At 46.2% G+C, this 21,515-nt stretch carries 15 protein-coding genes; 11 read left to right on the top strand and 4 right to left on the bottom strand.

All coding sequences use genetic code 11. The annotated features are described in order from the left end of the window. Positions 1-135: 135 nt before the first annotated feature. Entirely contained in the window at positions 136-3,042 is a 2,907-nt protein-coding gene (locus AC5JBY_RS01835; protein ID WP_495902832.1) for a M16 family metallopeptidase, read from the bottom strand. A 259-nt stretch (positions 3,043-3,301) separates the two neighbouring features. Here AC5JBY_RS01835 and AC5JBY_RS01840 point away from each other — a divergent pair, with 259 nt between their 5' ends. From AC5JBY_RS01840 to AC5JBY_RS01865, 6 genes are all read left to right on the top strand, one after another. Then, entirely contained in the window at positions 3,302-5,293 is a 1,992-nt protein-coding gene (locus AC5JBY_RS01840) for a patatin-like phospholipase family protein (protein WP_495902833.1), read from the top strand. A gap of 39 nt (positions 5,294-5,332) precedes the next feature. Further along, a complete protein-coding gene (locus AC5JBY_RS01845) occupies positions 5,333-7,708 on the top strand; it encodes an AAA family ATPase (protein ID WP_495902834.1) in 2,376 nt (791 codons plus the stop codon). Further along, positions 7,705-8,580 carry a retron system putative HNH endonuclease gene (locus AC5JBY_RS01850; RefSeq protein ID WP_495902835.1) on the top strand — a complete coding sequence of 292 codons (876 nt, stop codon included), beginning with the start codon at positions 7,705-7,707 and terminating at the stop codon, positions 8,578-8,580. The genes AC5JBY_RS01845 and AC5JBY_RS01850 overlap by 4 nt, the downstream gene beginning before the upstream one ends. Before the next feature lie 48 nt (positions 8,581-8,628). Continuing rightward, entirely contained in the window at positions 8,629-8,751 is a 123-nt protein-coding gene (locus AC5JBY_RS01855; protein WP_495902836.1) for a hypothetical protein, read from the top strand. A gap of 61 nt (positions 8,752-8,812) precedes the next feature. Beyond that, on the top strand, positions 8,813-9,358 hold the full coding sequence (locus tag AC5JBY_RS01860) for a DUF1415 domain-containing protein (protein WP_495902837.1): 546 nt from the start codon (positions 8,813-8,815) through the stop codon (positions 9,356-9,358). Between the two features lie 126 nt (positions 9,359-9,484). Continuing rightward, the gene (locus tag AC5JBY_RS01865) at positions 9,485-10,444 is read left to right on the top strand and encodes a c-type cytochrome (protein WP_495902838.1); all 960 of its coding nucleotides are present in this window, start codon (positions 9,485-9,487) and stop codon (positions 10,442-10,444) included. Positions 10,445-10,449: 5 nt separating this feature from the next. Here the strand turns inward: AC5JBY_RS01865 and AC5JBY_RS01870 are convergent, their stop codons facing one another. Next, positions 10,450-11,337: a diacylglycerol/lipid kinase family protein gene (locus tag AC5JBY_RS01870; protein ID WP_495902839.1), complete on the bottom strand. Its 888-nt coding sequence runs from the start codon at positions 11,335-11,337 to the stop codon at positions 10,450-10,452. A 53-nt stretch (positions 11,338-11,390) separates the two neighbouring features. On the opposite strand from AC5JBY_RS01870, the gene AC5JBY_RS01875 reads away from it, so the two are divergent. Beyond that, on the top strand, positions 11,391-12,365 hold the full coding sequence (locus AC5JBY_RS01875) for an App1 family protein phosphatidate phosphatase (protein WP_495902840.1): 975 nt from the start codon (positions 11,391-11,393) through the stop codon (positions 12,363-12,365). Here AC5JBY_RS01875 and AC5JBY_RS01880 read toward each other — a convergent pair. After that, a complete protein-coding gene (locus AC5JBY_RS01880) occupies positions 12,362-14,791 on the bottom strand; it encodes an outer membrane beta-barrel protein (protein ID WP_495902841.1) in 2,430 nt (809 codons plus the stop codon). The genes AC5JBY_RS01875 and AC5JBY_RS01880 overlap by 4 nt on opposite strands. 145 nt (positions 14,792-14,936) lie before the next feature. On the opposite strand from AC5JBY_RS01880, the gene AC5JBY_RS01885 reads away from it, so the two are divergent. Next, a complete protein-coding gene (locus tag AC5JBY_RS01885) occupies positions 14,937-15,461 on the top strand; it encodes a DinB family protein (protein ID WP_495902842.1) in 525 nt (174 codons plus the stop codon). 3 nt (positions 15,462-15,464) lie between these two features. Here the strand turns inward: AC5JBY_RS01885 and AC5JBY_RS01890 are convergent, their stop codons facing one another. After that, positions 15,465-16,415 carry a hypothetical protein gene (locus AC5JBY_RS01890; RefSeq protein ID WP_495902843.1) on the bottom strand — a complete coding sequence of 317 codons (951 nt, stop codon included), beginning with the start codon at positions 16,413-16,415 and terminating at the stop codon, positions 15,465-15,467. A gap of 129 nt (positions 16,416-16,544) precedes the next feature. On the opposite strand from AC5JBY_RS01890, the gene AC5JBY_RS01895 reads away from it, so the two are divergent. The 3 genes from AC5JBY_RS01895 to susR are packed head-to-tail and all read left to right on the top strand — an operon-like array spanning position 16,545 to position 21,367. Beyond that, positions 16,545-17,591: a nucleoid-associated protein gene (locus AC5JBY_RS01895; protein ID WP_495902844.1), complete on the top strand. Its 1,047-nt coding sequence runs from the start codon at positions 16,545-16,547 to the stop codon at positions 17,589-17,591. A 43-nt stretch (positions 17,592-17,634) separates the two neighbouring features. Next, positions 17,635-19,710: a CehA/McbA family metallohydrolase domain-containing protein gene (locus tag AC5JBY_RS01900; RefSeq protein WP_495902845.1), complete on the top strand. Its 2,076-nt coding sequence runs from the start codon at positions 17,635-17,637 to the stop codon at positions 19,708-19,710. 52 nt (positions 19,711-19,762) lie between these two features. Then, a complete protein-coding gene (gene susR / locus AC5JBY_RS01905; RefSeq protein WP_495902846.1) occupies positions 19,763-21,367 on the top strand; it encodes a SusR family glycan utilization regulator in 1,605 nt (534 codons plus the stop codon). Positions 21,368-21,515: the final 148 nt, after the last annotated feature.

A 21,515-nucleotide genomic window follows, 5' to 3' on the forward strand; every position in this document is an offset into this window, starting at 1 on the left:
TTTCGAATAGAGCCATTAAGAATTAAAAAGACGTACGAAGCAACGGCGAAGTGAGAAATCTGCTATCGAAGCAAATGGGAAAACACAAAGGCTGCTCCCGTAGGAACAGCCTTTGCTATACTGGTGGTCTTTCTATTAAAATCCTCTTTTGGCGGAGGGATTACCATCGGCATCCACTTCCACAATTTCATAGCCCAGCCTTTTCAGTCCCGGCAGGATCAGGTCTTTGTCGCCTACCAGCACAATATTCATCTTATTCACATCGAGATACTTTTTGGCAATGCCGGTAATATCTTTGGCAGTGATAGATTCCTGTATTTTGCTTTGCTGGCTTACGTAATCGGGCGACAGATTGTATTGTTGCAGACGTCCGATGAAAGCTGCTTTCTGAATACCCGTTTCATAATTCCGGGCATCACTTTGGCCAATGGACTTTTTCATAAAGGCCAGCTCTGCTGCAGTAGGCCCGTCAGCCGCATAGTTCTTGAGTTCCTTCATTACTTCATACAAAGCACTGTCGGTGGCGCCGGCCTTGATGCCGCTGCTGAAGGTGAACAGTCCGGAATATTTATTGCCGGAAAAGCCACTTCTTGCTCCATACGTCCATCCCTTATCTTCACGCAGGTTGAGGTTTACCCGGCTATTGAAGGCGCCACCCAATATATAGTTGGCCAGCGTGGCACGGTAAAACTCACCGGTAGCATCGTACTTAAGCCCTGTAACGTAACCTACACGGAATTCCGTTTGCGCCGCTTTGGGAACATCCACAAGGTAGATCTTTGTTTTGCTCACAGGCAATGCGGCAGCAGGTGTTGGCAGGCTAAAGGATTTCGCCGGCAGCTTGCTGAGGAAAGAAAGCTTGGGAAGAATAGCAGCCTCTTTGATGTCGCCTACGATAACGATCTTACCATCTTCAGAAGTAATATAATTATCATAGTAACGCTGTATGTCCTCAAACTTGATATTGTTGATGGTTTCAGTAGTGCCATCATCCGGAATACCAAGGATGTTGTTGCTGCCATAATTCAGTTTGGCGTACAGGTTGGTAGCTACACCGGCCGGCTGGGTTTTGGCATTCTTCAACCGTTGCTCCAGTTGCCTTTTGGTCCTGTTGAATGCTTCCTCACTAAACTTTGGATAGAGCATTCTTTCTTCAAGAATTTGTAGCGTTTTATCCAGGTTCTCTTTCAGGCTTTGCACGGTAAATGTGATCGCATCATCCGAACTGCCCACGCCAACAGAGCTGCCCAGCATTTGCAGCTCCTGTGATATTTGTTCACTGCTGTAGTTTTTGGTATCCTCATTCATCATGGAGGAGAAGAGGCCTACCCAGCCTGCTTTAGAGAGGTCATTGGACTCGAGCAATCTACCCCCTTTAAGAGAGATGCTCACCGTAACTACAGGGATCTCCGTATTCTCTGTGCCAATCACCTTCATCTTATTCGGCAAACTAGCTTTCCAGAAAGCAGGAACCTTTACCACAGGGTTAGGCCCTGAACCAGGTTGTTTGGTACGATCGAAATTATCTTTTGCCTTTGTATAAATCAATCCGGCATAACCATAATCAGGCGCCTTATAATGCGATTTGTCGATGGTGTAATTATCATCGGCAGCCCGCAGGTTTTCCTGGCCCTTCGTTACCACACTTACTACCACGCGGCTTTTACCCTTGATGTATTTTTCATAAGCCTTCATTACATCTTCTTTGGTGAGGCTGCTATACTGTTGCTGCAGTTTGGACAGCATATTGGGATTGCCGGTAAAAGTTTGGAAAGCTGCCAGCTGGCTTACTTTGCCCGATACGCTGGAAAGCCCGTTGATGACACGGCTTTCATAACCAGTCTTGAATTTCTGAATGTCATCATCCGTAATACCTCTTTTCTCAAACTCAGCCAATGCTTCCTTCACCAGCGTTTCCATTTCTGCCAAAGACTTACCAGGATAAGGAGTCACCGAAATAGAAAATTCACCGGCCAGCTCACTGAAGCTGCTATTGGCACTGGCTTGCAACGCCTTCTGATCTTTAATGAGCTTTTGGTACAATACAGAGTTGCGGTTGCCACCCCCTCCACCACCACGGCCACCTCTGCCGCCGCCTCCACCACCTCCGCCGCCGAGCACTTGTGCCAGGCAGGAAAGAGCAGCAGCATCAGCCGAGTAATCGGGAACAGTGGGATAGACAATACGCAATTGAGGAGTCCGGGCGTAGTTGTCAGTATAACTTACATAGCGGTCCTTGTCCAGCACCACGGGTTCGAGTTTCACAGGCGCTACTTCCGGACCACGGGGAATGCTGCCGAAATATTTATCGGCCAGCTTTACAACGTCGGCTGCTTTTACATCACCGCCAACAGTGAGTGTAGCATTGTTGGGACCATACCAGCGGAGAAAAAAGTTTTTAAGGTCCGACAGGCTTACGCGGTTCAGTTCTTCTACATAACCAATGGTGAGCCAGGAATAAGGATGACCATAAGGATACAGGTTTTTGGCAGTTACCTCGCCAGTCAAACCATAAGGCTGGTTATCGTAATTCTGTCCCCTTTCATTTTTTACAGTGGCCCTTTGCACTTCAAACTTTTGCTGCGTCACGGCATCAAGCAGGAAACCCATACGGTCGGCTTCCAGCCACAACATCTTTTCCAGCTGGTTCGCCGGAACAGTTTCGTAGTAGTTGGTCCTGTCGCGGTTGGTGCTGCCATTAAGCGTGCCACCTGCTTCAGTAACTATTTTGAAGTGTTGTTCATCACCTACATGATCACTTCCCTGGAACATCATGTGCTCGAAGAAATGCGCGAAGCCCGATTTGCCGATCTCTTCACGCGCAGAGCCTACGTGATAAGTCACATCTACGTGGATAACAGGATCGCTGTGGTCTTCATGCACCACCACGGTGAGACCATTGGGAAGTACATATTTCTCGTAAGGAATTACCAGTTCGTCGCCTGTTTTGGTAATTTTTTCTACCAGCTTTCCCTGTGCATGGAGGTTGTTCCAGGTACAAAAAGACAGGGCAGCCAGCAGTAGTAGTAGTTTCTGTTTCATGATCTGCGTTTTGGTTAAAAGCAATAAACAAGTTAGGTTTTATTTGACGTTAAATAAAACCCCACCCTGTACGCAGAAATATAATTAACCGGGTATTAATGTATTTAATTGGCTGACTGTTTATTAAGATATCACTGCATGCCTGAAACCGTTTAAATACGTCTTTTCTGTCTCATAAAAACTATTTACATTGAGTCACTTATAATCCGTTCCCTGTTGTATTGGTAATCGATTCTTTTCACCCTTTAACAACTTAACAGTGAGCGAAAATCAAGCAAGCAGCCCCCTTTCCCTGGCCAGTGATACAGGCATTAGTCAAACCGACGACAGTCAGCAGTTCCCTCCTTTAAAAACCCCTTTCGGGAAGATTGCGTTGGCATTATCGGGCGGTGGTTTCCGGGCTGCCTCGTACAGCATTGGTGCGATGAGCTACCTCGATTACCTGAAGTACAAAGATGAGAATGGCAATGAACGCAATCTGCTGGAGAATGTGCAGTTCATTTCTTCGGCATCCGGGGGAAGCTTTGCCGGCATGTTGTACAGTGCCTATCTAAAGCAGGGAAAATCTTTCAGAGATGCCTATGATAAAATAAAGACCTTCATGAATGGCACGGGATTGCTGGAAGAAGTGCTTAAGCTGATCAACAACGACAGCGAATGGGAAGGAAGGGAAAAGAGTCGGAACTTTATCAATGCTTTTTCCCGGATCTACGACCAACATCTGTTTGACGGAAAAACGTTTGGTGTATACTGGAATGCCGGTAATGATATTGAAGTGTGTGTGAATGCTACAGAATTTTACCGGGGCATTTCTTTCCGTTTTCAAACAGACGGAAAGCTCCCTGTAAACGACAAAGACAAGAAAGGGAAAACAGGTAATGCTTATATTTTCTTCGATACAGATACGGATAATAACCTGCGTACGCTGCAACAGGTTAAGTTGGGCGATATACTGGCGGCTTCATCTTGCTTCCCCGCCGGCTTTGAGCCCATCATATATCCACAGGATTTCACCTACAAAGGTCTCGATAGCAACGCGCTGCAACAGGCCATGATTATTACAGATTACAACAATGCGAAGAGGTCACTGGATATGCCTGTAGGACTAATGGATGGCGGCATTAATGACAACCAGGGTATGAGCAGTGCTATGCTGGCCGATGAAAGAAGGCGCGATATGAACAAGGAAAATGGCTTCGACCTGATCATGGCTACGGATGTGGCGAGCTACTTCATGGATGCCTATGTGCCCCCGGTAGTTAATGAGAAAGGTTCGCGGGGGAAAAGCATCACGGACCATGTGAAAGACTTCAGTAAAACTTTGCGTGGTATCAATAAGATTGTTAACATAATGGGTATTGCCGCTATTGCAATGCTGTTGGTAGCTGTTGGGCTCCTGAATTTTACAGACGATGACGGATGGCGGAATATCGGATTCCTGGTATTATCACCAGCCATATTATTATTGCTGATCGCAGCATTTATTATCGGCTACCGGATGGGCAATCCATTATTGAAACGCATCACCCGCTTATTTAACGCTTCTGACCGGCAACTGGTAACCACTATAAAGGAAGGGCTGCCGGCGGTGGGCAATTTCTCCGATGACTCCATACAACTGTTGGTCAAATACCTGAAAGATTCTCCGGTGGGCGTTGTCGAGCAAATGCTCAGTGCCCGTGTCAATTCCATGTTGAGCCTGGTGCTGGAGGTGAACCTGAAGCAGACACGTCGGCTGATCTTTGATAGTTTCTATGACAATGCTAAGTGGGATAACCGCAGGGTCTTTAACGTGATCTATGAATTGAGCTTATTCAACAAAGTGGCAAGGGAAAGCAAGATTGTAAAGAAGTTTGGGGGATACACCACTGACGACGAGAAAGCAGATGCAATATGGAGCAAAGCTTGTATAGAACTTTTAACGAAAGGTTGCGAGCAAATGATATCCATCGCCGAAGATGCCCGTACCATGGGCACCACTTTATGGTACGATTCAAAAGATGCCCGTAACGACCGCATGAAAAAAGTAATAGCCTGCGGACAGTTTACCACCTGCGCCAAGATGTTGGAGTATGCGTTGGTAACAGAACGTTTGCTGGATATAGAAGATAAGAAGAAACCTGTGCGTAGAGCGCTTGATTTTTCTGATCATGGGCGGGCTATGTTCAAAGAGCTACGCCAAAAGCTGGAGTTGGATTGGATACAGTTTAAGAAGGACCCCTATTTTGTGTATAATGCTTACGGGAAGTAAGCTGTTCTTTTCTTTCTATAGTTTTTAAATGGTTTACTAATGATTCGCATTTATCGACCAGATACGATTCCTCCTTCATTGCAACCGAAGAAGATTGCTCTACTGATGAAGAAGATGGAAGCTTTCTATCTGCAATCGTCCGATACTAAAAAACGGCAAACCCGCTTCGAGTTTGATATAACGCCGGTCAGGGCTGCTAAAGAACAATTGGCCAAAGAGTTTAATCACAAATGTGCGTATTGTGAATCTCCTATTGAGAGGATAACGGATGCCGATCTTGAGTTTTTCCGCCCTAAGAGTGCCAAAGGGCTTAATGACGAGTTTTCTAACGATCACTACTGGTGGCTATACTACGAATGGAAGAATATATTCTATTGTTGTTCGGTATGCAATCGTACGAAGTCTAACTGGTTTCCAGTAGAAGGGAAGCGGATACCGGTGAAAACGCCTTATGCAGAGGGGATTAAAAAAGAAAATAACCTATTGATAGATCCATGTAATGAAGATCCCGAAGCGCACCTAGATTTTAATTTTTCAGGATCTATTTTTCCGCGAACGCAAAAGGGTAAATGGACGATCGAGACATTACAACTTAACAGACATGCATTGAGAGAGGCGCGAAAGATGAGCATTCGTAGCGTTCAGGGTGCTATAACGAAGCTATTTACAGGACTTTTAAATAAATTATTTCCAAGCAATAAAGCTATCAGACAAGATGCCGAAGTTGGCCCTACTGTAGAGTATATAGAACGACTGTTAAAAAACAATAGTGAAATACCTTATGCCGGAGCATTGAGAAATTGTTTGAAAAGGATAATAATGACTTATCCGCGTAAGGATAGACATATTATTCTGGAGTATATTGAAGTCCATATTTTAAATGGAGTGGATTCAGATTATTATAGCATACTGATGGCAGAAGTAACAGTACAGTCAGGTATTACAGAAGATCTGAAAGTGTCCCCTCCTATTAAAATTACTTCAAAGAAAGTTCCTAAAACCAAAGATGTAATTAAACGCCTCACAATCGACCGCTTGGTTATACATAACTTCCGGGCTATCGAAGACATGGAGATCGTTTTCCCAAAAAGTAATATTACCAATATTGATATCGCCGGCAATATGACCGCCAGCGGCAGGAACAACTGGCTCATGCTGCTGGGAGAAAATGGTGTAGGTAAAAGCTCCTTCCTCCAGGCCATTGTGCTTTCCTTGGCAGGTAGTAAATACCTGGCGAAGCTGGATATAAGCGCAAAAGATATCTTGCGACGAGGCGCAGAAAAAGGATTTGTAAAAGTATATACCGTGGGTAATGATGTTCCGATAGGCATAGAATTCTCGAAACGAAGCGCTAAGATCACATCTACGCATACTGCGCCACAAGGTTATTTGATTGCCTATGGCTCCACGCGGCTGCTCACCAGTAAAAACCTGAAACCTGAGCCCAACGCTGCCACGCGCAACATCAGGGCCATGAACCTGTTCGATCCTTCCTATGCACTCTATGGCAATCAATGGCTGGTATCGTTGAGCAAAACAAACAAGGCTCAATTTGATTATGCCTGTCGCGCCCTCATGGATATATTGTCAGAAGAACTCAACGACCCCGAGGCAATATTGAAAGTGGAGAAAGGTGAAATAATAGTGACCCATGCTCGCCGCCAGCCCGATAAGTTGAAGGAACTGAGCGATGGATACAAATCCATTATCGCGACCGCCTGCGATATGATGAGCCTGTTGTTGCGTGCCGGTACCATGGAAAGCGCAGAAGGGCTGGTTATCATCGATGAGATAGGAACACACCTGCATCCCCGCTGGCGCATGCGGGTTGTGGAAAGCTTTAGAAAAACATTCCCCCACATGCAGTTCATTGCCACTACCCACGATCCCCTCTGTCTAAGAGGATTGAACAAGAGCGAAGTGGTCATTTTCAAGAAAGACAAAGAAGATCATAAAATATACGCTATTACTGATCTGCCCGATCCTTCAAAGATGCGCGTAGACCAGTTACTGACATCCGAGTTCTTTGGGCTGAACAGCGTAATCGATCCTGCAGAAGAAAAATTATTGAATGAATATCATTTCCTGTTGAGCAAGGCGCGCCCTACGCGTGAACAAAAGGACCGGATAGCAGAATTGGAAACCGCTCTTAAACCTTACCAGGAACTCGGAAATACCTGGCGGGAAGCATTGGTGTATAAAGCAGTGGATGAAGTAGTAGCTATGAGTAAACTGAAAATGCCGGGAGAATATAAGACAGGCCCCAAAAACTATGCTACGGAATCGAACGAATCATTCGTGGTGAACGATTCCGGAGGTGGCAATCTTGCTACTGGTAACGATCTCCGCAAGCAGGCAGAAGATGAAGTAAAAGCGCGCATCCGCGCCATGTGGGATAAAAACAAAAGACAGTGATCCGCATAGACCGCAATACAATGCCCGTTCCGCAGGAGCTTACCAACCCTGCCGGGAAGGCTATGTTGGAAACCGAAAAGGCCAGGTTGCATTTTACGTCTACCAATAAAAACGAGAAGTTTGAATTCGAGGCCTATAATAACGACGAGGTAAAAGCAGCCTTAAAAAAACTATTCAACGGTAAATGCGCTTACTGCGAAAGCCCGATCCTGACAGTAACGGTAGGTGATATCGAACATTTTCGCCCCAAAGCAGCAATCGTCACCGACAATAAAAAGCTGCTGAAGCCGGGCTACTACTGGCTGGCTGCCGACTGGGATAACCTGTTACTATCCTGCAATAACTGCAACCGAAAAACCACCCAGGAGGAATTTGAAGGCGAATCATTTACCATGGGCAAGGCCAACCAATTTCCCATCGATGATGAAAAGGTTCGTTGCAAATCACATAAAGGCAATCTTGCGAAAGAAGACTGTGTACGCCTGTTGATCAACCCTTGTACAGAAGACCCGGAAGACTACCTCGAATACCTGAAAAATGGAGCCATTAAAGCAAAAGATCAGCCCGACGATTTCAAAGTCAAAAAAGCAGAACGTTCCATTAGTGTATATGCCCTGTTGCGCGATCCGTTGGTAAAAGAAAGAGCCAAACTGGTGAAGGATATTCAGTACCACATTGCTGATGTGCTGGAGATCAGGGAAGAGATTGTGATCGCTAAAACGGAAGGAGATAAAAACCGGGAAGATCGGTACTATAAAAAATTACAACGCGTATTGGATAAGCTGTCACAATACATTGAGCCCGATCAGCCGTACTCGGCAGTCGCTAAACAGTTTATTGAACCCATCTTGAAAGAGAATGGATTGATCTGATCATCGGGTGGCACGGTTTTTTAATCACGCATTAATAAACACCACATCATGAGAAATTGGCTTCGGACGCTGATCGCCGGCTACGGCGCATACAAATGGGGAGGCGGCTGCCTCGGCACCATCGTCGTTTTCATACTTATATACTGGATATTAGGCTGGGGAGGCTGTTAGCATAAGCACTACTCTGAACTCTCGACTCAGAACTCTGAACTTACTCCGTACCTTCGCGCCGATGGAACCAACAACGGCACAGGTCATTGAGCAAACCCGGAAATGGATCACAGACGTGGTAATAGCCTGCAACTTCTGCCCCTTTGCATCACGGGAAGTAAAACGCAACAGCATTCACTACCAGGTAGAGACGGGCACAAGCATTGAGAATGCCCTTACACTTATGCTGCAGGAATGCAAGCGCCTCGATGAGCATCCTGAAGTTGAAACCATCCTACTCATTTTCCCCAATGCATTTAAGTCCTTTGAGCAATACCTCGATTTAGTAGGAAAGGCCGACAAGCTCCTGAAGAAAAAAGGATACGAAGGCACTTACCAGGTTGCCAGCTTCCATCCCGACTATCGCTTTGCCGGTGCTCCTGCCGATGACGCGGCCAACTTCACCAACCGCTCCATTTATCCCATGCTCCACTTGCTGCGCGAAGCCAGCATTGAACAGGCCCTGAAACGCTATCCCGATCCTGATAGCATCCCTGCCAGCAATATTGATTTCGCCCGCAACAAAGGCGTCACCTACATGAAGATGTTGCGCGATAGTTGCCTGTAACAACAGGAACACCTTCCTATCACCGAAAGCGGGTAACTGTCTCACACATTTTATTGCCCATGGTATTTAAGTACTATTTCTGGCCGAACGGGGCCGGTTTACTTTCGTGCGCATCAATACAAAGCCATGAAGAAAGTACTTAAATGGATAGGAGTTATCTTACTGATCATTATTGCAGGATTGTATATTACCATTGAAGCGAGGCAGAACCTGCACTTTGATGCACCATTCCCCAACGTCAAAGCAAGCACGGATAGCGGAGTGATTGCACGTGGTAAAAGCCTGGTGTTTGGACCGGCGCATTGTGCCAATTGCCATGTGCCCAACGCACTGGATGCAGCTGTGCTCCGTGGAGAAGAAGTGCCATTAACGGGCGGTAAAGAGTTCGCATTGCCATTAGGTAGCCTGTATACCAAAAACCTCACACCCGATAAAACAGGAATTGGTGATATGTCGGATGCAGAGATTGCCCGCTCCCTGCGCTATGGTGTGAACGCCAAAGGCAATGCCCTGTTCGACATCATGCCTTTCCACAATACCAGCGATGCTGATCTTTCTGCGATCATTTCTTACTTGCGTAGCCAGCCAGCGGTGAAAAATGAAGTACCTAAACATAATTTCAACCTGTTGGGCAAAGCGGTACGGGCCTTTGCGCTGAAGCCGGCTGGACCTTCAGGCCCGGTATTGCAATCCATACAACCTGATACAACAATTGAATATGGTAAATACCTGGCCAACAGCGTAGCCAATTGCCGCGGCTGCCACACCAACCGCGACCTGATGACCGGCGCCTTCATTGGTGAAGATTATGCAGGGGGATTGAAGTTTGACATGACTACCGACTCAGGTACTTATTCTTTGACAACCCCTAATCTTACACCGCATGAAACCGGCAGACTGAAAGGATGGTCACAGGAACAATTCATTGCCCGGTTCAGGATGGGCAAGCTCATCGATGAAACCCACATGCCCTGGGGGCCGTTCAGCCGCATGAGCGATGATGAACTGAAAGCCATCTATAAATTCCTGCAAACAGTAAAGCCTGTTAATAATGTAGTGACATTAGGATTGGTAAAAGAGAAATAAGGAAACTAATTGTTCTCTACTGGCACAATGATAGACAAGGCATGATGCTCGATATTAGCCTCCAGAGAATTGATTTTCCCAAGATATTCACCATCCACCTGGAAGTGAGTTTTGTGGTGCGATTCCACACTTACAGAGCGGGTCTTGAACAATTCTGTCTTTACCGGGTCATAAGGTCTATGCGTTAAAAACATTTTAATGATCTCACCCAATGATATTTTGCGGATCACCACTATTTCGAATAAGCCATCATTCAGCTTTCCTTCGGGATTGATCACGGCACCGGTGCCATACCGGCTGGCATTGGCGAGCACGATCATTTGTGCATCGCGCATTACAAATTGATTGTCCGTTTCGATCTTTACCCGCATCTTCCGGTTACGCCACAATACCCGCCACGCCGCTACTACATAATTCCACATACCCCGGCGCTTCATGGATTCAAAAGTCTTGATGATAAAAGCGTTGAACCCAATATCGGAAAGATGAATACACAGCTCGCCATTCACACGGATGGCGTCGATTTTTGTAACGAGCCCTTCTGCTGCTACATCCAATGCCGTATTGGTATCGACCGGAATGCCCAATTCTTTGGCCATCCCATTGGCCGAGCCGGCCGGTAAAATACCCATGGGCAAAGGTGTGCCTGCGACCAATTCTGCTACCAGCTTCACAGTCCCATCTCCCCCCACAGCAATCACCCGGTCTGGCCCGCTGGCATGGATTTTTTGCTTTATATCATCCGCAGAACATTTTTCCGGTAGTTCATAAACCTCGGCGGTATGAGCTGAAGTAGTAAAATGTTGCTGAATGACCCCCTTCCAGTCGGTATTATTATTGCCAGACTTATGGTTGACAATGAAAAGTAATTTTATGGACCCGTTTTTGATCATATTGGGTAATATGCAAAAACGCTACCAGTATTGAAAGGCTTAACAACTTGCCCATGAGTGATGTACATGTTAAAATATATCATGGATACGGTCATACACATGATCTGATTGTATATGGGCACGTGCTCAAAAGTAAAATAGTTGTACAAAAACATTACACAAGTCGTATTCTGATTAATATCATCCACCTGCTGCGCCTCTTCTTTATAAAGCCATTACCCCGGGCAAAAGTGCGCCTGTATTGGAAAAGTGGGTACATCGACACCTTGACAGAAGATGACGGATTCTTTAAATTCGAGTGGCAGTCGCAGCATGAGATCAGCACAGGTTGGCATCCGGTTAAGGTAGATTATATTGATACCAAAGGAAGTGTAGCAGCTACCTGCGAAGGGAAAATATATGTGCCACATTCCACCCAGTATGCGTTTATCTCCGATATCGACGACACAGTGATGGTTTCTTATTCCGCCACAAAGTTCAGGCGACTGCGCGAACTGCTGATCAAAAATCCACGTACCCGGAAGCAGTTTGAAAAAGTGGCAGACTGGTACCAGCAACTCACCATAGCGCATGCCAACGCAGCAACACCCAATCCCTTCTTTTATGTATCCAGCAGCGAGTGGAACCTGTACGATTACTTGGTGGAATTCTTCAATTACAATAAACTGCCGGAAGGCATCTTTTTATTGAACCAGGTAAAGCGGTGGTATGAACTGTTCAAAACAGGTAAAACAAAACATACCGGTAAATTACTGCGGATAGCCCGCATCATGGAAGCGTTCCCCAAACAACAGTTTGTATTGATAGGCGATAATTCACAACATGATCCGGATATCTATACCTCCATCGCCGCCAAATACCCACAGAAGATATTTGCTATTTACATCCGCAACATCAGGCCTGAAAATGAAACAGCCACAAAACAAGTGCTGGCCACAGCCTCGGCTGCTGGCATACATACATTCTTATTTAAAGGAAGCGAAGAGGCGCGGGAACATGGCCGCACCATTGGATTGATACAAGCCTAATTCTGACCGATACGTTCTTTGATCTCATCAGATGCACCCGCTTTACGCGTGGCGCCCTTCAATGGTTTACCAAAGCGCCAGCTGAATGCCAGCGTAACAACCCGGCTGTCGCGGGTAAGTTTAAAATATTCCCTGGCATGCTGGAAGTCGGTCCACCCTTGCATGGCCTGTGTATAGAAAATATCGCGGATACTTAGCTTAAGCGTTGCCTTGTTTTTGAGAATTTGTTTGCCTACACCAGCAGCCACTTGGCCGGTAGGGTCCAGCACTTCCTGCAGGTCGTTCTGCGCTCGGGTAATATAAAACCCGGAAAGCTCGGCACTCCAGCCACCTTTGAAACGAAACTGATTGCTGATGTTCATATTCATCTGAGTAATGGTAGCTGAGAGCGCATTCACTACCACCCCTTCGATCTTTTTACGGTTCAGGTTGGCCTGCAAAGATAGTGTCCACCAGGAGGTGGGAGCAAGTTGAGAGCTGACAGACAAACCTACATTGGTCATTCTGCCCAGATTCCCTTCCGTATAAATGATCAGTCCGTTGGAATCGGACAGAAATATTTGCGAGAAATAATCATTCGTAACACTGTAAGATAGCGTAGTGATCAATGCCTGCTTATACAAGTGACTGAACTCGAAGTTCCAGGTAAACTGAGGCCGGAAGTAGGGATTGCCGGTCTGATACGTATACTTATTGATCACAAACACAAACGGATTTAGCTTTTGAAAAGCCGGCCTGTCGATACGCCTGCCGGCGCTAAAACTGAATGTATGAGCACTGTCAGCCTGGTAACTGGCAAAAGCAGTAGGGAACAAACTGCTGTATTGCCGGGTAAAAGAAGAATCCTTTCGGAAAGCATTACCCAGTTGATTAGCATCATAGGCGGTGTGCTCAAAACGAAGACCACCCTGCAAGTTCCACTTCGACACCTGTTGCTGTGCATTTACATACAGCGCATGAATCGTCTCAGCATACAGGAAATGATTGGTTCTGTTATAATCAGGAGCCCAGTTATTATTCTGCAGATATTCATAATCCGCCACATTATCAGTTTTCACATGAGAAGTTTTCCAACCCGTTTCCATCTTCAGAGCCTTGCCAATCGTTTGCGTATAATCAGCTTTGGCAGAGAATATCTTCAACGTGGAAGGCAAATTCCCTCTCAATCCATCTGTATAACTGGCACTCCCCGAAAGCGTGTTTAAATAAAACTGGTTATTGGAAAGATCATAATTCAGGTAATCGATGTCAACCGACAGCTCTTTATCGCTACTGAAAGAATGCCTGCCACTGACAGCAAAGCCGAGATTCTTCCAAACACTTTTATTGTCGCTGGTCGTAACAATGGTAGAGTCGATCTGGTCATTATTGTTGATCCAGTCTCCGGAAGTATGACTCCTTGTTTTGCGATCAGAATGCAGGCCGGTAACCGACAGGCCCAGGGTGGTCTTCTTGCCCAGGAAGTAATCGATGCCGGTTTTAAGATTGTGGTTCACGAATGGGCTGGTAATATAAGTAGGCTGCTCAAAACGATTGGTCACGGTTTTGTTGTCTTCTTTGTAATACCAGCGATAAGCATAAATGTCAGTAAAGTATTGAGAGATATTGGTGCCATAAGTAAGGTATAAATTATAATTGCCATTGCGGTAATTGAGCAAAAGGCTGTTGTTGTTTTTATAATAAACACCTTGTCCGTATGCAAGATTCAGGTTCCCATTAAAACCCCTTACCTTATTCTTCTTGGTTTTGATATTGATGATGCCAGCATTGCCGGCTGCATCATACTTCGAAGAAGGATTGGTCATGATCTCGATCAGCTCTATTTGGGAAGCACTTAAACCGCTGAGGTAATTGGCAAGGTCGGAGGCTGGCAGGTAACTGGGTTTGCCATCCATAAGAATTAAAACATTCTGCTTGCCTTTAAGACTGATGGTACCATTGCGGTCAACAGTTATGCCGGGAGATTTTTCAAGCACCTCCAGCGCTGTGGCGCCTACGTTAGTGACCGCTGCGTCCACATTCACAATAGTCCGGTCAGGCTTTAGCTCGATCAAAGGTTTGCGGGCTGTTACCGTTACGCCTTGCAGCATGACTGCAGCCTTTTGCAAACGAACAGGGTCGGCAGTGAAAGAAGCATTGGCGCCTGGCAAAGCAACGCGGTGCGGTGCATAACCGGTAATGGAAAACGACAACAGGTATTGACCAGGAGGAATATCTTCAAAACTATAAACACCGGAATTATCGGTACTGGTGATCTTGGCAGTAGAGGAGTCGGCAGCTTTCAGCAACATCACCGTTACAGCGGGCAACACCTGCCCGGAACTATCCGCTACGGAGCCGGAAATTTTTATACCACCAGGCTGGGCAGAAAGGGCAGTACAGATCAACAGAGAAAATAAAACAGTCAGACAATTAATCCACTTCACGAATCAGTTGGTTTTGTTGGTTGGGTAACCATAAATGTCGTTGCTTTTAAGGGGAAAATGGCTATGGCAGTGGGTTTTTATACGAGCGGTAAAAATATAAAAAACGCTTGTTCCTTTTTTACACAGCGTGTAACTTGCTGTCACTATGGTGGCATTCAATAAATTACCCGAAGTATGGTTGCGTGGCCCGCTCGAAGAAGTGCCCGCTTTATTGCAACCGGTGGCCCATGCCTTACTGCAGGCTCAGGAAGAGATACATGAAATGCTGCAAGACTTTCCCGAATCCAAATTATGGGAACAACCGGCAGGAGTGGCCTCACCTGCTTTTCATCTCCAGCACATGCCGGGTGTGCTCGACAGATTGTTTACTTATGCTGCAGGTAATATGCTATCGACGGAACAATTGGAGTACTTGTCTAAAGAAGGGAAACCTGCTCACGGCATCACCCTGTCAACGCTGCTGGCTGCCTTCGACACCCAGTTACAAAAAGCAATTACAGCATTGAAAGCCGTTGATACAGAAACTTTAACGGCTGTTCGGATGGTAGGACGTAAACAGGTTCCTTCTACGGTGTTGGGGTTGTTGTTTCATGCAGCTGAACATACCATGCGGCATACCGGCCAACTGCTGGTAACCGTACAGGTATTGAAGAAAGGCGAAGCTTCTTGATGATCAAATACGCTTGCTGAAAGTGAAACCCATATTCAGCGAGTTGTTGATGCCTGGCACGCTGTAAAAACCAAGCACATTGTTCCGTTCCTTCTTGTGCAACAACAAATTGATGGCACTCGTAATTACAGTAGTAGTTCCCATGACCACATTTACATAAGAAAGCGTATTCTGCGATTTATATTGAGTAGTGATGGTTGGGCCACCGTTGAGATAGTAGAACACTTCATCCTTCTTGAAATTTGTAACACCGAGAATGATATTCGCCGTTCCTGCTGCCAGCCCTGCAAAAGCAATAACCTTGGAACCACGATATTGCCCCGACATATTTAGTACCGAGATAGCTACGTTGGCGCCACCCAACAAACCGGACGATATGCCATAGCCTTTCGAAAGACCGGCATCTTTTGTTTGTGGAGGATAAGCAGGACCGTAAGATGGTTGTATCATGGCGCATTCTTCCACGGTAAGTCCATATTCGGCAGCCCATTGTACAATCACCTCTTCTTTCATGTCAGTAATATAATCATACTGGTGCGCTTCGTTGATGGCATCAGAGACCGCTGCACCAGCTGTCTCCCTGATCAGGTAACCTACTGCACAGATATTACCCTCACGGTCTATAAAACAAGGCCTGCGTTCATTGGGGTAATCATAATTGTTAGGGAAAACGCCCTGCTCCCAATACGCGTGCAGCAGATCGAGAACAGCCAGCCTGTTGTACTGTTGTTCGCAGGTTAATCCAGTTACTTCCCGTTGCCTTAGTAGCTGCTCAACAAATTGAAGATGAATTTGAATACGTAAAAATTCAGGAGTGTTTTCATCCGGCGCCACGCCCATAAGCGTTACATAACTTTGGTCGTTTAAAACAGCGTTCACGGGTTGGATGACTTGCTGTTGGGCAATACTGCTGAGGGTCATCAGCAGTAGCATTGCTGTGAATAACTTGTTCATCGGTTTAGTTTATTAGTTGACCCACCTGTCAAATAAAACGTTGCACAAATACCCGGTAAATTACCCGCAACGGACAATAGCCGGCAATAGATATTCTCCCTTATCTTCGCCGCCTGAAAAAAATGGACAATGACAGGACTTGATGGCGTAGTGCTGCAAAATGTAATGGTGCATAAAGTGGGAAATCCCACCCGTGGCGAAGAATTGAAACTATCCGAAAACCCGCTTACCCTCAATGATGAGATCGTGCGGGGATTACTGACCAAATACTTCCTGGGTGCATTTAATGAAAATGAATTATATCATTTTACACACCTTAGCGATATAGAACTGAACGAAGTATATAATTATGTACGCACCATTTTCGATGATGCAGATACGTTTGTGCCACAAGCTGCCCTCCTGGCCCAGTTCCTCTACAGCAAATCGACCCACGTTAAAGTAAAAGAAGGGGAGCTCTACGTGGTGATGTTCGATCGCGTATTATTTGAAAGTGAATATGTGCGGGCGATAGGCATCTTCAAATCCGAGACCAAGGAAACCTTCCTCAAAGTATTCCCACATGGAAAAAGCTGGGAAGTGATACAGGAGTCTGGTATCAATATCAATAAGCTCGACAAAGGCTGCCTGATCTTCAATACCAATACAGTTGAAGGTTATAAAGTATGTGTGGTAGACAGCACCAGCAAGCAAAATGATACCCAATACTGGGTCACTGATTTCTTGCAGGTACAGCCCTATGCAGATAGTTATCACCACACAGATAAGTACCTGAGCCTGTGCAAGAACTTTGTGACCAACGAATACGCAGAGAAATTCGATGTTAGCAAGAGCGACCAGATAGACCTCCTCAACCGCTCCATGGATTACTTCAAAACCAAAGAACAATTCAATCTCCAGGAGTTTGCCGAAGAAGTGATCCACCACCCCGAAGTAGTGAACACCTTTATGGAGTACAAAAAGAACTTCGAAACCTCCCGGAACTTTGAAATAGAAGACGAATTCGATATCCACCTCTCCGCCGTTAAGAAACAACAAAAGGTATTCAAGACTGTCCTGAAGCTGGACAAAAACTTCCACATCTATATCCACGGACGCCGTGACCTCATCGAACGGGGCATTGACGAAATGACCGGCAAAAAATATTATAAGATCTATTATGATGAGGAAACTTAAATGAATACGTTATCTTCATCCCTACACTTGCAAACGTAGCTATATGAAGAAGAGCGCCTTATTCATCCTGTCCCTGATTTGTACCATTGCCAAAGCCCAGATGCCGGTAGATGTTTCCGGTATGCAACCGGCCAGCGGAGCCACCGTTACCACCCGCAACAACATAATAGACATAAGCTGGCCAGCCGGTGGCAAGGAAAAAGCCCGGCTCCTCCTGAGCCTCGATCAACAGCAACCACTCTTTAAAAGCATACAACTCACCAGCCAGGGCGCCTATAAAGAAATAGCCACGGGGCTCGATCCCGCCTTTGTGATCACGCTGGGAAAGCGCGACCTGGTTTCCCAGAATGGCTGGAACATCTTTTTCGACCGCGTACCCTTAAAGCCATTTCAGGCCTACCCGGTCCAAATTGAAAAGCGTAGCGCCCGTATTACCAGCAGCGGAAATCATACCACCATCGCCATCTCACAAGTTACATCCGCCTCCTTTAGTGGCGATATTGAGATCACCCTGTATAAGGGTAGCCCACTTTTCAATGTAGCAGCAGTGATGTCTACAACAGTCGACTCTACTGCCTTGCTCTATGATGCAGGTTTGGTAAGTCGCACCACCCTATGGAATAAAGTAAGCTGGTCAGATGTTGACAATGTGATGCAGGCTGTGACACCGGCTGCCACCATGCCGGCCAAAAACCAGGAAGTAAAATACAGAACGATTATAGGAGCCGGAAAAGGAGGAAGCCTCGCCCTGTTCCCTGCACCACACCAATTCTTCTACCCGTTGGACGAAGCCTTCAACCTGAAGTTTACCTGGCATGGCAGCAACTACCGTGACATGATAAAAGGCTACGGCATCGGCATTCGGCAGGACTTATATGGCGACCGCCGTTTCGTGCCCTGGTTCAATGCGCCACCCGGCACCCGGCAACGGCTCAATTTCTTTTGCCTCCTAAACACGCAACAACCTGCCAATGCACTGGCAGAAGTAAAACGCTTCACCCACAACGATCGCTATCCCACCTTGCCCGGCTATAAAACCATGAGCAGCCATTTTCATATCGAACACGTGCAGGATGTGCTGGGCAATAAACCCATACCGGAAACGCCCAATTTTATTAAGGTGTTTAAAAAGACAGGCGTGGACATTGTTCACCTTGGTGAGTTTCACGGACCGGGACACCCGAAAGGCCCAGCCAACGATCGCTTGAACGAGCTGAAGACGTTGTTCGATGAATGCGAAAGACTATCCGATACGAGTTTCCTGCTGCTACCCGGCGAAGAGCCCAATAACTTTCTTGGTGGCCACTGGATGAACTTCTTTCCCAAACCTGTGTATTGGATCATGGCGCGCAAACCCGAAGAGCCCTACGTAGAACAAGACCCTAAATACGGCACGGTATACCGTATTGCTGATAAAGAGGAGATGCTGAAGCTGCTGCAAACCGAAAAAGGATTAGCATGGACAGCCCATGCTCGCACGAAAGGATCAACAGGTTATCCTGACAAATACAAAGAAGAGGACTTTTTTAAGTCAGACCGCTTTTTCGGTGCTGCCTTTAAAGCCATGCCAGCCGATCTTTCTCAGCCCTACCTGGGCAACAGGCGCATACTGGACCTGATGGATGATATGGCTAACTGGGGCCACAGAAAACATGTCATCGCAGAGGCCGATCTTTTTAAAATAGAACCGCACTTTGAAGTATACGCACACCTGAATGTAAACTACCTACAACTGGACAAGTTGCCTTCTTGGAAAAATGGCTGGCAACCGGTGCTCGATGCCATGGAGCGTGGTAAGTTCTTTGTCTCTACTGGTGAGATACTATTGCCTTCCTTTACGGTGAATGGAAAAGGAGCGGGCGAAACGGTACGCCTCACAAATGGAAAAGCAGATATCAACATAGAAGTAGACTGGACATTCCCCCTGCAATACCTCGACATTATTTCAGGCGATGGCAAACAGGTTTACCGCGAACACATCAACCTCGACAACACAACAGCCTACGGCAAAAAGAAGTTCAACTTCCCGGTCTCACTGCCCAATCGCACATGGGTGCGCATAGAAGTATGGGATGTGGCAGCCAATGGCGCGTTTACCCAAATGGTTTGGATCGATTAATAACTTTTTCCATTCCAAAAAATACCCGAAGTTTACCGGTAACCATATCGATATGAAGCAACGGATTGTTTGTTTGATGCTGCTTGTTTTGAGCACGACTGCCTGGGCTCAATCCAAAACAGATTCACTCCTCGCTGAGTTGGACCGTGCTATCGAAACCTCCGCACGGTATGATGAAGCGAAGGTCCAATCCATCCAGCAACTGAAACAGTCGGCCGGTAAAGTGCTTGCCACCGACCTGCCCGCCCGCTTCAATATTTATCTGCGATTGTATGATGAGTACAAAATATTCCATTACGATTCAGCTTATAACTATGCCCGCCAGCTACAGCAAACAGCCTCCGCCCTCAACGATCCCCTGAGGAGCGATATGGCCCGTATGAAACTGAGCTTTATCCTGCTTTCATCCGGCATGTTCAAGGAAACATACGATTCCCTGCAAACCATCCGGCTCGACCATTTTCCCGATAGCCTCAAGGCAGAATACTATACCTACATGGCCCGCTATTATTACGACCTGGCCGATTACGACAACGATCAGTACCACACACCAGCCTATAATAACAAAGGAACAGCATACGTAGATTCAGCCCTGCAGCTGTTCGCCCCGCAGTCCTTTGCCTTTAAATATTACAGCGGGCTCAGGAACATCCGTATCGGCAGGAGAGAAGAGGCGGCCCATTATTTTCAGGCCCTCATGAGCGACCCTTCCCTTTCTTACCATGAGCTGGCCCTCACCGCTTCCACCCTCAGCGATAACTATATCCAGAACGGGAAGACCGACACGGCCATACACCTGCTGATGCAGGCGGCTATTGCCGATATCAAATCCTCCACCAAGGAAACGGCTGCTATCTTTAACCTCGCCTCGCTGCTATTCAAACAGGGCGACCTGAAAAGCGCGTCTACTTATATAGAAAAGGCATTAAACGATGCCTTCTCCTATGGCGCCCGCCAGCGAAAAATACAGGTGAGCGCCATTCTCCCCCTAATCGAAGCAGAAAAAGTGAACCGGGTGGAAAGCGAAAAACGTACCCTCATTACCTACGCAGCCATCGTAACCCTGCTGCTGGGCGTGCTGGTAACACTCATTATTATTATCTTCCGCCAACTCCGTAAACTGAAACTCGCCCAGCAGATCATCACCGAAGCCAACATAAAACAACAGGAAATCAACCACAAACTTTCCGAGGCCAATAAGTTCAAAGACGAATACATTGGATATTTCTTTAATGGCAACTCTGAGTTCTATGCCAAGATGGAAAAGTTTAAAAAGAACCTCGAAGTCAAAGTAAATGACCGCAAGCTGGAAGAAATACGCCTGCTGGCCAACACTATTAATATAAAAAAGGAGAAAGAAGAACTCCTAAGCAACTTCGACCGCATCTTCCTCAAACTCTTCCCACACTTTATAGATGAATTTAATACCATGTTTGCGCCGGAAGACAAGATACATTTAAAAGAAAACGAACTCCTGAACACCGACCTCCGCATTTTTGCCCTCATCCGCATGGGTATTCATGACAGTGAAAAGATCGCCCGCATCCTCGAATATTCTGTTAACACCATCAACACCTACAAGACCCGCATCAAAAACAAATCCATAGTCCCCAACGAGGAATTTGAGCACCGCATCATGGAAATAAAGAGCATATAAACATACCAAAACAGGCTATATTTCATTATATATTAAATTCATTAATTCGATATTAAGTAATTAATAATCAGTGTTTAATATTCCCTTCAAGAAGCGTTTCGACCAATATTTCTTATACTTCACCAATATAAGTTGGAATCGCTTTACC

This window comes from Paraflavitalea sp. (assembly GCF_059502485.1).